Below are 13,281 nucleotides of genomic sequence, written 5' to 3' on the forward strand. Positions count from 1 at the left end.
AACAATGGACTGATTTTCAGAGATTATTGCCAAAAGATGAAATGCTAGATCCCTATAAAGCTTTTGGAAGAATATTTCGGCATTGCAGCCAGGATAAGTTGTATAATATAATTAAATAGTTGTTAGAAGATGCATGTGGAAGTTATGGTACGGACCCTTACCAGAATACCCTTGAAGTTCATGTGTGTCTAACCAAGAACTTTGAAGCAGCGCATTTGATTTACGTACGAGAGTTAGGGCATGTTAGAAACTGGCGGTTAGACAAGATTAATAAAAATTAAATTGTGGACATAAATCTATAAACTAATGAAGCGACATACATCAATGAGCCATTTCTCAGGAAAAGAACAACAAACGTTGTTAAGGTTAAAGAACAAAATTGTGAAGCTGTATAAACCGCTTATGGTTTACTTGATTGGCTGTGAGAGTTCCAGCCATTTAAGCAGGAATTGCTTTGATAATCCACGAAATGAATCTCGATGGAATTTCTCATGCGATTTACTGCTGATTCTGCCTAAAGGAAGGTGTCTTCCTGAAAATGCCTCGAAGGAATTAATGAATTTAAGTAAAGAATACCGACATATACGTTTGCTATCACATTCATTGGATTTTGTAGATGAAAAATTACAGGAGTATTCGCTATTTTTTTGCTGGATACAACGCCGTGCAATAGTCTTATATGTAAAAGACGATTTGCGAGTGAAACTTCCGGAGCCGGTTAAAAATATGAAGCAATATGAGAAGCAGGCGCAGAATTTTTTTACGAACAATCCGGATTACAATGGTTACGAGGAAATTAGGTTGTCACCGTTGCCGAAAAAATGCATAGCAGTAGAAGAGCGGGCTGAGCTATTGAAAGAGAATCTAGAGCTGACTATAAAATTGCAGCATGTGATGGGGCGATTTTTAAGTGTAAGAGGGGCGAGTCAGCGTATTCGGAGGGAAATGATTCGATTTGTAAAGGCGCAGAGGAAGAGTGCAGGGGATGAGATGTCAGGTAAATTCGACCGCATTTTCTGTGATTATGAAGAACTTTTGGATTTTTTTGATTTTGCAGAGAGTGAAATTCTTAACCAATATAAAGAGCTTCTGTAATTATTCAGGTTGTATATTTATAAGAAGTTATGAAAATGTTTTGGCAAGGGAGATTAAAATACAAACGATAAATAAGGTCACGTTCGTGACAACATTCCTTGGTTCATTTTTCCTATAATGAATGACAGCGGCAAAGGGCATTATCAATGCCAGACACAAGGCTGAAAGAGGGGTGAGCCAAGGCAGCATGTTAATGGCTGTTGGCAAGATTAACGCAATAGATCCGGCAATTTCTGAGATGCCAATGAATTTTATGAATGCCGGATGCAGTCCTTCAACGCCCGTCTGACCCATTGTTATCAATTTCATTTCTGAGAATATTGATTTACATATTCCTGAATATAGAAATATGATGGCACTGACGATCTGCAAAACCCAAACAATAGTATTTATCATGGTTTATTATCATTTTGATATAACAAAGGTTGGATTTACTGGCGAGAGTTTCTTTGACATTTATCAAAAAATCAAAGCTTGGCTCGTATTCTGCTTAAGGTTTCCTGTGTAATACCAAGGTAGGATGCAATCATACCCAATGGTACGCGCTGTATAAAAGAAGGATTTGTTTGCATAAGCTTGCGATAGCGGTCGGCAGCGGCGACAAAATGCAAGTCGTCGAACTTTTGTTGCAATTGGATCAATCCGAACGATAGCAATTTTCTTGTAAAGGTTTCAATGCTGTGATATTTAAGGCAGAGTGCATTGAGATCGTCATAGTGGAGTGCATAGAGAATACTGTCCTCCAGGAGATCGATTCCCCGCCTGTCTGGTTGGCGTGTAATAAAACTAATGATCGAACAGGCGAATGAGTTTTCATCACTTATCCAGTCGGTGATCTCTTTGCCATCTTTCAGATAATAAGTTCGGGTTAGCCCTTGATCAAGGAAAAACAGAAAATTGCATGTCGTATCTGGTTTTACCAGTTTATGGCTTTTAGGTAAAGTCAACTTTTTAAGACAGGATGCTAAATCCTGTCTGCTTACTTCAGAAAGTGTGACAAATTGTGAAACGATTGAAAAAAAACTTTCCATCTTTTAAGATAATACTGTTTGACCGCTCAACCAAATTGATCCATTTATTCATGCTTAAAACCAAATATAAATGCAGAAAAATGGGTCAAATTCTTCAGATATTCTTATAAATAATTGATTTTCATTTAAAAACGAAATTGTGTTGAACTTGCCAATAGTTTAGTGAGAAATCTTAATTATTATGTTAAGTAGAAATCGCTGTCGTTATGGAAGGAATTTGAAAGTGACGGGGAATTTTCACCGGCCATTCCATTAATTACACATGGAGGTCTTAATCTCGCATTTCTGGAAACAATTTCCATAAGATCATAAAATCTATGCTAAAATTAAGGCGCCGATACTACTTGATAAAAAATCCTTTTGCCATTAACAACAGTTAGAACACCGATATGGAATGCAGTCCTACAAAGCTCAATAATTGTAAAAATTTCCTATAATTTATATTATGAAAATTTTTAAAGTGTAGGCTGTACAACACTTTCAGAGGGAGGGGAAAAAAGCGGTTAAATAGAGTAACCGCAGCAAAGAACTACACCAAAGATAATGCATAAAATTTAACATAGCCAAATAAAAAGCAGAAATATTTTACTACTGTTCCAAGTAGTTCCAGAAACGGGAATTTTGGAACAGTGGGAGAGAAGAGAAAGACAAAATTTTATATTGAACTTTTCATAGACAAGAAATAAACAAGAGAATATGAGGTAAAAGAAAGCAGAAAACAAAAACGCCACCGCTCCAAGATTCCCATTATTGGGACTGTTTGTAACGATGGCAATAACTTTATACTGAACTTTTCATAGGCAAGTATTAAAAGCCGCTCCAAAGATGATTAGAATATATAAAATCTACATCCAAAGAAAAGCGTTTTGCAAAGTCAGAACCACAGACGAAACGGGAATACTTTATTTTCAAAATAGGAATTACAAAAACATCAACAGGTTGATTAGGTTTACCACCGACACCCAAAACAAAAAAGAAAGGGACAGAAGCAGCAACCTTTTTATAATGCTCAAACTTTTCAGGTGTACACAAATCAACCGTACCGGATTCAGAACGGTACTTACATTCTACTGCAAACTCACGCTTTAGCCATTTATCAAACATAAGAAAATCATAGTCACGATCACCAACAGCATACCTAACCGAATTTTGCACACTGTCCGAAGTTCTCTTAAGCAAGTCAAAATATCTTTTATCAAAACCCTGTATAACCCAATCTTCAAACTTATCACCATCTCTAAAAGATTTTGGCCTATTGGCATAATTCAAACCTGCATTTACAAAATCGGCAATCTTACTCATAACTAAAAGTTTTAGAACATAAATATATAAAAAAAGGGACACATATAGCGTCCCTTAATGGTATTTCAGAAAATAAATTTTGTACTCGACGTAATCAAGAGCAGGAGAGGGGATATTAAGGGCAGCGGAGCGGGTAGAAAGCCCGATCTTTTTAAGATCATCCAAAAGCCTGTAATAACTCGTTTTGGGCAAATACTGCTTAAATTCAGCAATATCAAAGCCAGACTGAACCAATAGCGCAGTAGACAACAACCGGAAGTTTTGAACCTGTTTTTGAGGGTCAGCCCTAAGCTTATTTTTTAACTCAACATCACCATTATAGTTATTAATCCTACTGACAATAGCGTTAATATCCAAATCGTTCTTTATCTGATATTCCCGCACACGCTCCCAGAACTCCAAATACAAAATATTAAAGATGGAAAAATTAAAACTCAAAACGGGCTCAGTCAACATAACCGTATCACAATAATCCGGATTATCCCAAGAAGAATGCAAAAAGAACTTTTTACTATAACCTATAAAAGTCTCAACATTATTTTGCTTTGTCAGTTTTGTAAACCTACGTAACCGGATTGCATATGAATCAGACGCAAAATTAACATTGGCCGCATGTTTTTTACCAGAGTAAAAATAACGCTCGAATAGATAATTTATTTGAGAATTACGGAACGTCATTTCATAACGCAGAATACAATCAGCTTGTCTTTGAAAATATTCAAGGTCTAAATTTCTTTTATTCTTTTCCTTTACAATAGCCCTCTTATCATGCTTTTCAAATTCTGTTCCTTTGTGGTAAATTTTAAATGAATAACGGCGGGTAGTATACATAATAGAAGTACCATAAGTACGACACCTATTTTTGTCACTCTTAGCTTTCGTCTGATGCAGCTTTTTTTGATAATCCAAGTACAACAAAGCATCTTCCTTACTATTAAAAAACTGGTTATAACAAAGGTCAATCCTTGAAATCTCAATATCTGAAAAATCAGGACGTTGCAAAGAAAAATTTTGATCAAAGAAATCAACCAAAAATTTAAGTAACAAAGAATAAGTTACCCTTGAGCTCTGCTCCGCAAGCGAGATGAATTGCTGTACATTTTGCCCGTAAAGATATTTCGGTACAGAAAAATTAAACTCCGCAAAATCTTCGGTAGAATTAACCCTAAAAGACACACTATAATGATAAGAATTATTAGGAAGCACAGAACGATAACTAACAGGGAGGACACGATTAGTGTCATGAAAAACATAACTATGAAGGAAGGAATTTTTAAGAATCTCGCCAGTATCTTCATCGGCCACAGCTTCCAAAACCGTATTTTTTTTGCGAGACGGGGCGTATAATTGCTCATATAATTGCGGATATTTTTTTTGAAGGTTATGAATTTTAAAAATAATGGTATCAATCATTTTTTTAAATATTTATCTGAAATAAACAACTTAATCAAATCAACCTCAAACCCAAAATTTAGCATACGATTATAAATTTTGTAAGCCTTGTTAGAGGACGTAATAAGAGGGGACAACTCCCAACCTTCACCGTTTGGCTTTTTAGTCGCAACAATATAAACAGCAGATTTCTGACAATCTGCCCAAGCTTTCATATTTTCCATAAATTGAAATTTTAAAAGAAATAAAAAAAGCGGTTAGATTAACCGCTTTGAAAAGATAATTTCATTATTCAAGCGGGAACGTCTATAAAGATAAGCCGCACGAACACCGGAAAACTTCCGTAACAAATCGCGCGCGTTTTTCTCATTATTCACCCGAAAAGTAAACTTATAATTAGGGTCAGAACCACGAACCGCATAAAACGAGCAATAACACTTGCTATTTGCCATTTTATCACCGTTTAAATAAAAGGTATCCGCCAACTAACAAAAGAGGAAATAAGGCGACCGTAGTAAGTCCAGAAGAGTACTTATAAACGGCAAGACCGGCTGCATACTGTACAGCCGTTTCGCCGTAATAGTCATTTTTTTTCAAGGCTTCGGCATAACCAAGTAAAGTGTTGACATTTTCAAAATCCGATTGCCTACGGCCTAACCAATCGGCAACCTCTTCGGCTGAATTATCTATAGTAGAATAATCAGCATAAGGGTTACCCTCGTTAGAAATAATTCCCTGACCTAACTGATAATCGGAAGCACCGTAATATTTATAACCAAAAGCATTATTGTTAGCCTTAAAAACATGGCTTGTATAGTTGGCACTCTCATAACGGGATTGAGCAACCATAAAAGAAGCTAAACGCTTACTTTGACTGTCAGAAAAATGTCTTTTAAGACGAGGTAAAGCAGCATCGTAAATAGTTTTTTCAATAGACATAAAATTAAAATTTTAAAAATTACTAAAAATTGCCACTGAAATTAATCAGTGGCAAAAAAACTTAACGGGAAAACTTAAAAGAAAGAGAACCATAAGCAACACCAAAATCAGTAACAACTCCACTACCGGGCAAATAAACCTTACCATCAGCAAAGGTAATTGGAACGGACACGATAGGTTTACTAGTATCAACAGCATTAGAAAATTCAGACCACAAAACAATTTGCGTAGTAACACCTGAAGATTTTAGGTAACTAATAGTCTTATTACCACAAACAATAGTCGCAGAATCAACAGAATCATCAACCACAAAAGAAAAGTGATCAGAACCAAAATAAAAGTCCTTTAAAAGGTCGATACGCCCAAAACCATAATCGCCAGGTTTATAGCCTGCATTCATATAGCCAATCCGCAGATCATCAGCAGGGAAAAACAATTGAACAAATTGCGCTTGTTCAGCAGGTACGCCTAAAGCAGCACGTTCAAAAGAACCCGAACGAAAAACAACACCGTCAAAACGTGTTGTTGTATTATTTGGAATCAAAAAGCCGCAATAATCACCTAACCCGAAAACACAAAATTTGCTAAAATCCAAACGAGTAAATAAATCCGTATAGTTAAATACAGCTGGAGTAAAATTATCAATTGAGCCCTCAACATATACCCTAAATCCAATAAAACTAAAAGCAAATTCCTGTCCCATGATTAAAGCAACATTATCAAAAATAACAGGAACCAAGGAACCGACATTAGGGATAAAATAAACACCATTACAGATTAACCAAGGTTCAACACAATTAACACGAGGTTTAGCCCAACCATCAACAGGAATACCCCCAGAAGATGCAGGCGAAACAGAAACATAACCTACATAAATAAACTTACCACTAAAAACGGAGTTAACCTGATCTTTAAAAAGATAATTATTAAACGAGAAAGAACAACTTTCCACCATTTGCACTTGACAGTTAGTATATTTTTTCCTAACTAAAGAATGCACAAAATCAACATCCAAAAACTGTTTTAAACCAAGATCACTTTGCATAAAAATAAATTTTAAATTAAAAATTAAATACAATTTCCACCAGACAAGCAACGAACCATTAACCATAGTATTTTAAAGCAATAGAAAGAACATTTGAAGTCTTTTCTAACATAGGGTCGGTAAATGATACTTCAACCTGTTCAGGAAGCGTTAAAGGAGTATCAGTAAGCCAACCGGTGACAGGAGAATGACGCTCATTTAAATTACGTGCGCCATAAGCGGCAATAATACCGGCAACATCAGCATTAGGCATTGTGTGTATTAAATCATAAACCTTTTGCTGATAAACGGGAGGTGTTTTTCTATGCCAGAAATCAGAAGAAAGAAAATCATAACGGGTAACATTAATCCAATTAGCAATAATATTTGCCTGTTCCTGATGATAAGAAGTAATTTTAACTTTTGAAGTTATTTTATCATGAACAGCATCAGCATTTTGTTTAGCGACCTCCGCACCCTGATTATTAGTAAGGTGCTTAATCGTATTTCCAAGGCCTTCAAACAAATTAAATATACCCAATTTGGATAGCAAGACAGCTACCAGAATGCCAATTAAAATGAAGGGTAGCAAACCGCTACCCTTCATAAACCTTTTTATTTTATACATAGTTAACGCATTGACCGCCGTTTTTTCCAACGTCTGAACTCTTCGTACTCCGCATCATCATCATCATCAAGATCATCATAATCATCATCATCATGATCATCGAAATCATCAGAATCACGGGAACGGGCAGAACCCTCTCCGTTGATATAACTTTTAATTTTAGGAACTAAGAAAATGAAAAGAACAGCAAAAAAATAACGCATGTACCATTGCTCAAGAACACCAACAATACGCATTTTCAAAGGCATCTTTTTTGGCATAATAGGGATATAATCGATCTGATCTGCCCCCTTCTCATTAGCGGCTTTAATACGCTCGTTTTCTTCAATAATAGCCAATCTTTCATTGGCTATTTTGGAATAGACGTTAACACTCTCTAAATGCAATTCTGCTTTAGTAGCATCATCCAAAGGCACAAAGCGAGCAATCAACTGCTCTAATAATTGATAAATTTTCATTACAAGATTATTTTTTCTTTAAAACAATAACAGCCAATAAGGCTAAACCAAGCCATAAAAGCCAGTTAGGCTTTTTGGAAGCGGAAGCAGTAACAACAACATCATCATATTGCGTTTGCGGAGCAGTCCAAGAGGGCAAATCATTCGCAGCAATGGTACTTGTGTTATCCTGCCTAACATTTGACACCCACGAAGCAGGTGCAGCAGTTGAAGGAATGGAGGGTTTAAGCAAAGCTTCTGCCTGTTTATTAAGTTCAGTAATTTGATTAAACTGCGCTATTAATTGCTGACCCTTTGCATTACCGGCTTTGCCACCGGAAAACAAACCCGTAACCATTCCAATACCGCCCTGTAAAATGCTTAGGGGATTCACTGCTAACGTTTTTTCATTAACAGATACAGAAGCAAACCACCACCAACTAACAAAATCAAATTGTTTTGATTGCCTGTATCAACGCCCATATTTAAAGTAGGCAGTTTCACATAATCATTCAAATCAACAAGAGGGTCAGAAGGGGAGCGGGAAGCGGAAGTATTGCGAATAGTCGGCGTATTCGAAGCGGAGGGAAGGACAGAAGCCGCAGCACTGTTTAAGCCATTCAACAAAGAATTTTGCTTTTTAGTTGCTTCGGCAATCCTGCGTGCGTACTCTTTATTTGTCATAGTACCACCAACAGGAATCATATTATCACCGTTCCCAAGTAGACCACCCGTAGCGGTATTGGCAACCCCTCTCAAGAGGTTGCCAAAAAAAGTACCGCCCGGCTTTTTAGAGAAAAGCCCCATTAGCTCATCTCGTTAATGCGGTCTATTTTCTCTTGACCATGCTTTGCGGAACGCTCCGCAGCATCGGTAAGCATTTCAATATTGGTAACATATTTTGTAGATACCAAATAGTTTGAAGAACTGGCCACATTAGCGGAATTAAAAGAAGCATCCACTTTAACCGTATCCAACTCATCGCCAGTTTTAAGACCATCAAACAGGAAAAAGGACTGCGGAAGGGCAGGGGTAGAGGTTGAATAATCAAGTCTCTGCTTATCGTCATATTGCAGCAATTCAGCAGCTAACAACTGATTAAAAGACATTGAAACATCAAGCCGATCAGAAGAAATATTTAAGTTGGTAACAACTTCACTTGCAAGCGAAGTTTTATCAAAATTCAGCAGCGCCATACGGACAACATTATCACCTGGGCTAAAGCTTTGCTTGTTGGTATTCTGCTGTACTACTTCGGAAATCGTACTGAAAATACCGACCTCATAACCAATAGACGGGTTACTTTGGAACTCTACATAAGAAAGGGCGGTATCTACATTGGCAGAAAATAAACCAGTCAAAGCCGGAGTAACTTCTACAATCAATTCATCACCATCAGAGACACGAATATGACCCCCAAAATTCAGGGTAACAGGGAACAAACGCACCTCTTTAACAGCAGCCGCAGCGGCAGCCTTAACGATACCCTTATTAAACTCCGCATAGCCTTTTTTCAAGCTATTATAAGTACCCAAAAGCAACAGGTTATCTTGCATAATAATATGCTGCTGACCAGAACGCTTTAAAACTACTTTAATAGAGACATTTTGCTTTTTAACATCAGCGTCAACAAACGCAGTATTAACAGCAGCAGCAACAACGTACAAATTTACATTGACACTGTTATAAGTTCCAGACCTTACAATATCCTGTCTGGATTCGCCAACTTTTACAATCATTGGATTTTGAATTATTAAATTAAATACTAAATTTTTTAAAGCTTAAGAAGAAAATTATTTTTTCTTTTTAAGAATATGGGCAACAGCAGGATGCACAGGCTTTTTTGCAACTACAGTATGATGAACAGGAGCAACGGTTTTTTTAGGAACAACCTTAACAACCGGCTTCTTAGGAACAACCTTGACAACCGGCTTTTTAGCAGCATGAATAACTGGTTTAATAGGAGCCTTAATAACCTTCTTTGCAACTGCATGAACAGCAGGCTTTGCCACCGGATGACAAATCGGTTTAACCGGTGCGTGAACAACCGGTTTTTTTGCCACAGCGTGAGCAACGGCCTTAACAGCCGGATGGGCAACAGCCTTAGCAGTCGGTTTAGCATGAACTTTAGCAACTGTCTTAGCAGCAGCTTTACTGGCAGCATGGGGAGCAACAACAGAAGCGACCGTATGTGCTAAATGGTCTTTAAGGTCTTCGGGGTCAAGTTCCCCATGTTCCCCAGAAATTTTGGCGCACAGACTTTTGAAGAAATCGAGAATTTTCTCTCTAAAGAAAAAACCAACAAGCATCAAAATAGTGAGCAGAGAAACGCCGAAAATCTTCGTTCGTTTAAACAAAACTTAGTCCTCCTTTTTACCAATCAAACCTAAAACAAGGCTTTTAAATTGGGGAATGAAGAAAAAAGCAGCTACAGCAGCAACCAGAAGAATAGGAAAACCAAAGATTTTGGATTTGTGAGTAATATGCCTACTGCCACCGCCACGACGACGACGATAAAAACGACGTCTACGCATAGGGCGATAACGTCTACGAAATCTTCTAAAACGAGCCATTTTTGAATAAAATTTAAATGTTAACAGAACAAGGAAGGATTTAACAAATAGTCCCATTAGTGGGACTGTTTGGCGCATGTTATAGCACATGCGCCATCATTTTCAAACCCAGCAAATCAATCCTGAACCTCAATTACAGAAACAATACGCAGATCATTGCCCTGTAAGGCAGGATAAGCACTGAAACAAGCAGAAACAGCACCGACAAGGCTAAGACTATAAAAGAAGTCCGTACATGTGAGACCTTCAAGGCCGATCATCTTAATTTCAAATTTCATATTACATAAATTTAATAAATGTAAAATACTAATTAATACCTGTAAAAAGACGTATTTAGGTAGTCATAACCAGACATAACAATAGCCCCAAGCTTATAACGCTTTCTAATAGTCCGGTTTTTTTCAAAAACAGCCTTAAGGCACGCATGACTATTGTTACCTGAACCAACACGGGTAAAGGATTTATTTCGCTCCCGATCATAAAACCGAAAACGAACTTTAAAAACCTTTGAATGACGACCAGAAAAACGAGCCATAAAAATTAATTTAAAGGATTAATAATCAGGAAGTTTCTTAGAATCAAAATAAGAAATCAACCTATAACGAAGCATTGTAAAACGGCCAGACTTCAAACTGAAATAAATATCACCCCGAAAATCTTCCATCTTATTAAGTGCAGCACCGAAAGAACCACCACAAAGGCCGCAGTTATACCGATGGGTTTTACCCGTCTTATTATCCCGATAATAAAACAGCAATACTTGTTTTGGGTCGAAATACTCATAAAACACCTTCTGTTTAAAATCAAAATAATTCATAAACAGTTACTTAGAAGAAACAAACAACCAAATCAAACGCCTAAATAATTCATCAGTAGTAATCCCAAGTTTCATTGCCTGTATAGAAGCTTCCAAAGCCGAAGAGCGATCAAGATAAAAGCTGATTCTTTCGCCTTCCTCTTTTTCAATTATAGACCGTTTCAGCTTATTAAAGCCTACAGACGTAGAAGGGTAAGGAGCAGTTTCTAAAGAAGCCTTAAAAGCATCATTGAAAGCGGCAAGAGCAGTTTTTTTTGCAGCCATAAAGTAAAATTTAAAGTGAATAAAAAATAAGAAAAGGCAGTTATACTGAACTTTTCATAGGCAAGTACTAAGCGTCCTTTTTCCGTTTGGAAAAAAGATTAAAAATCAGATGAACAACAACGGAAACCACCGTAGCGATAACCGTTTTTAAAAGCTCATCATTAGACGAGGGGGCAACCGTACCCATAGCAACAACGGAAGAACCCGCAGCAGCACCGATTTTGACAACGTGCGATAATGTATCCATTATTTTAGTTTAAAAGGACCTGCCGAACCTTCTAGATCGGCAATGATAAAATTTACATAAGCTTCAAGCTTTTTATACTGCTTTAATCTACGTTCATGATAAGGCCGAAGTTTTAACACTTCGGGACGATTAAAAAGAGGGATTCCAGACATCATAAACTCTAAATTCTTAATATTAGCCTGAATAATACAACCTCTATAATCTTTTAAAACCTTGATTAAGTGCCGTTTATTAGCGTGAGAATAGTTAAAGCCCATAGGGAAATGTTTTAATAAATTAAAAAAAGAAAAATCTATAAGACACACAAAACGTGTGAATCCGCATTTTCAAAGAACTGATTCCCCAAACGTCATATAGTTAATATTTATTATCTATTAACAAACGAAATCCTTGAAAACACTGGCCTTTTTTCGCTTTAAAAAATTTCCTATAATTTATATTATGTTAAATGCATTTAAAATCTTCTACTCCCCATGCCGGCTCATTGTTTCAAGCCGAAATTATGTTGAATTGGAGTTTAATAGAAAGTGATCGTTTGATTTTGAGACCGGATACAGAAATGAATAACGTCTACCTTTACATTCGTTACCGGAAGTCGATAAATTTAACACTTTGGGGATTCTGAAAATGTCGCGAGGTTTAGAGAATATTAAAGAAAGTGTTCGGTGCTTTAACAGCGGTGTTGTACCGATTTTGTTTTATCTATTAACCCAGTTAACTTCCCAGCTAGATAATACCAGCCCCCCGGCATTTTTAATCCCTATATCAGGAGCATTTATAATCCTTTATGAGGGCAGAGCTAGCTTAAAAATTGGGTATAGCGGAATTTTGTTAGTTTAAAGTGGCATCAATCCTACCATATGGATATGATAACTTCAGTGGGTCTGACTCTAGTGATTTTAGAATCTTTTGATATTTTGACTTGTTAATCGAATTAATTACTGTCCCAACGATTCCTCCGATTATTAAAAAGATTCCGAATATCACATAGACGCTCTTGAAGTAGTCCATAAGATAAAGGGTAAGTATCGCCAGACCCACAACCGTCAATACACAACCGAGAATCATATTGGCTTCGAAATGCTCTATTACGCGTTTTAACCTGGAATTTAAACCTTGTATATAGACAAATGCGCACTGGTCAGTGAGGCCTTTTTTTATTAGTCTGTTGTATAGTTCGATCGTGGTTTTTCCCTTTTGTCTTTCTTCTATCACGTAGTCAAACAATGATTGATTAAATTCAATGGCTGCGTTCTTTTCCATCTCTGATTTTACGAATAGACCTGACAGTTCTTTTTCCGTTTTGGCTGCTTCAAGAATTCCCAGATCAAGATTTCTTAACCGAAATTCATCCATTAATAATCGGAAGGATTCTACCGTGAGCCGGTCGGCTTCATTTTTGGACAGGTGCAATAATTCGTCATCCGACATTCTGGCATATTGATCTTTGATAACATTTATTGGGGTCATTGGTCGGGTTTTGATCTTTCTTATTCAAATGTACATTTTTTAATGGCATACGGCATGCATTA

Annotated in this window: 21 protein-coding genes; 1 reads left to right on the top strand and 20 read right to left on the bottom strand. The window is 36.8% G+C overall.

The features are described from left to right. Positions 1–306 precede the first annotated feature (306 nt). Positions 307–1,095 carry a hypothetical protein gene (locus K9M52_RS15235; protein ID WP_224069289.1) on the top strand — a complete coding sequence of 263 codons (789 nt, stop codon included), beginning with the start codon at positions 307–309 and terminating at the stop codon, positions 1,093–1,095. Between the two features lie 27 nt (positions 1,096–1,122). Here K9M52_RS15235 and K9M52_RS15240 read toward each other — a convergent pair whose 3' ends face one another. The 20 genes from K9M52_RS15240 to K9M52_RS15335 all read right to left on the bottom strand — a co-directional run bounded on the left by K9M52_RS15240 (position 1,123) and on the right by K9M52_RS15335 (position 13,219). Next, complete coding sequence (locus K9M52_RS15240; protein WP_224069290.1) at positions 1,123–1,491, bottom strand: DoxX family protein; 369 nt, start codon at positions 1,489–1,491, stop codon at positions 1,123–1,125. Between the two features lie 71 nt (positions 1,492–1,562). Next, complete coding sequence (locus K9M52_RS15245; RefSeq protein WP_224069291.1) at positions 1,563–2,126, bottom strand: Crp/Fnr family transcriptional regulator; 564 nt, start codon at positions 2,124–2,126, stop codon at positions 1,563–1,565. An 807-nt stretch (positions 2,127–2,933) separates the two neighbouring features. Beyond that, a complete protein-coding gene (locus K9M52_RS15250) occupies positions 2,934–3,428 on the bottom strand; it encodes a hypothetical protein (protein WP_224069292.1) in 495 nt (164 codons plus the stop codon). A gap of 54 nt (positions 3,429–3,482) precedes the next feature. Then, the gene (locus K9M52_RS15255) at positions 3,483–4,841 is read right to left on the bottom strand and encodes a phage/plasmid replication domain-containing protein (RefSeq protein ID WP_224069293.1); all 1,359 of its coding nucleotides are present in this window, start codon (positions 4,839–4,841) and stop codon (positions 3,483–3,485) included. Then, positions 4,838–5,044, bottom strand: coding sequence for a hypothetical protein (locus tag K9M52_RS15260; RefSeq protein ID WP_224069294.1), 207 nt, complete (start codon positions 5,042–5,044; stop codon positions 4,838–4,840). Before K9M52_RS15260 ends, K9M52_RS15255 begins: the two co-directional genes overlap by 4 nt. 232 nt (positions 5,045–5,276) lie before the next feature. Next, positions 5,277–5,759: a glucosaminidase domain-containing protein gene (locus K9M52_RS15265; protein WP_224069295.1), complete on the bottom strand. Its 483-nt coding sequence runs from the start codon at positions 5,757–5,759 to the stop codon at positions 5,277–5,279. A 61-nt stretch (positions 5,760–5,820) separates the two neighbouring features. Further along, the gene (locus K9M52_RS15270) at positions 5,821–6,804 is read right to left on the bottom strand and encodes a hypothetical protein (protein ID WP_224069296.1); all 984 of its coding nucleotides are present in this window, start codon (positions 6,802–6,804) and stop codon (positions 5,821–5,823) included. A 58-nt stretch (positions 6,805–6,862) separates the two neighbouring features. Continuing rightward, complete coding sequence (locus K9M52_RS15275; RefSeq protein ID WP_224069297.1) at positions 6,863–7,411, bottom strand: hypothetical protein; 549 nt, start codon at positions 7,409–7,411, stop codon at positions 6,863–6,865. 2 nt (positions 7,412–7,413) lie between these two features. Beyond that, a complete protein-coding gene (locus K9M52_RS15280; RefSeq protein ID WP_224069298.1) occupies positions 7,414–7,869 on the bottom strand; it encodes a hypothetical protein in 456 nt (151 codons plus the stop codon). A 7-nt stretch (positions 7,870–7,876) separates the two neighbouring features. Further along, complete coding sequence (locus tag K9M52_RS15285; RefSeq protein WP_224069299.1) at positions 7,877–8,242, bottom strand: hypothetical protein; 366 nt, start codon at positions 8,240–8,242, stop codon at positions 7,877–7,879. Between the two features lie 2 nt (positions 8,243–8,244). Continuing rightward, positions 8,245–8,655, bottom strand: a complete 411-nt coding sequence (locus K9M52_RS15290; protein WP_224069300.1) for a hypothetical protein — start codon at positions 8,653–8,655, stop codon at positions 8,245–8,247. Then, positions 8,655–9,587: a hypothetical protein gene (locus tag K9M52_RS15295; RefSeq protein ID WP_224069301.1), complete on the bottom strand. Its 933-nt coding sequence runs from the start codon at positions 9,585–9,587 to the stop codon at positions 8,655–8,657. Before K9M52_RS15295 ends, K9M52_RS15290 begins: the two co-directional genes overlap by 1 nt. Positions 9,588–9,641: 54 nt before the next feature. After that, entirely contained in the window at positions 9,642–10,205 is a 564-nt protein-coding gene (locus K9M52_RS15300) for a hypothetical protein (protein WP_224069302.1), read from the bottom strand. Between the two features lie 3 nt (positions 10,206–10,208). Beyond that, positions 10,209–10,421 carry a hypothetical protein gene (locus tag K9M52_RS15305; protein ID WP_224069303.1) on the bottom strand — a complete coding sequence of 71 codons (213 nt, stop codon included), beginning with the start codon at positions 10,419–10,421 and terminating at the stop codon, positions 10,209–10,211. A gap of 116 nt (positions 10,422–10,537) precedes the next feature. Next, positions 10,538–10,699, bottom strand: coding sequence for a hypothetical protein (locus K9M52_RS15310; protein WP_224069304.1), 162 nt, complete (start codon positions 10,697–10,699; stop codon positions 10,538–10,540). Positions 10,700–10,974: 275 nt separating this feature from the next. Further along, positions 10,975–11,238, bottom strand: coding sequence for a hypothetical protein (locus K9M52_RS15315; protein ID WP_224069305.1), 264 nt, complete (start codon positions 11,236–11,238; stop codon positions 10,975–10,977). A gap of 6 nt (positions 11,239–11,244) precedes the next feature. Then, positions 11,245–11,502 (bottom strand): hypothetical protein, encoded by a 258-nt coding sequence (locus tag K9M52_RS15320; RefSeq protein ID WP_224069306.1) that lies wholly within the window; start codon positions 11,500–11,502, stop codon positions 11,245–11,247. Positions 11,503–11,569: 67 nt separating this feature from the next. Beyond that, a complete protein-coding gene (locus K9M52_RS15325) occupies positions 11,570–11,749 on the bottom strand; it encodes a hypothetical protein (protein ID WP_224069307.1) in 180 nt (59 codons plus the stop codon). Continuing rightward, complete coding sequence (locus tag K9M52_RS15330) at positions 11,749–12,006, bottom strand: hypothetical protein (protein ID WP_224069308.1); 258 nt, start codon at positions 12,004–12,006, stop codon at positions 11,749–11,751. The genes K9M52_RS15325 and K9M52_RS15330 overlap by 1 nt, the downstream gene beginning before the upstream one ends. A 574-nt stretch (positions 12,007–12,580) precedes the next feature. After that, entirely contained in the window at positions 12,581–13,219 is a 639-nt protein-coding gene (locus tag K9M52_RS15335) for a hypothetical protein (RefSeq protein WP_224069309.1), read from the bottom strand. Positions 13,220–13,281: the final 62 nt, after the last annotated feature.

The organism is Arachidicoccus terrestris (assembly GCF_020042345.1).
GTDB lineage: Bacteria > Bacteroidota > Bacteroidia > Chitinophagales > Chitinophagaceae > Arachidicoccus > Arachidicoccus terrestris.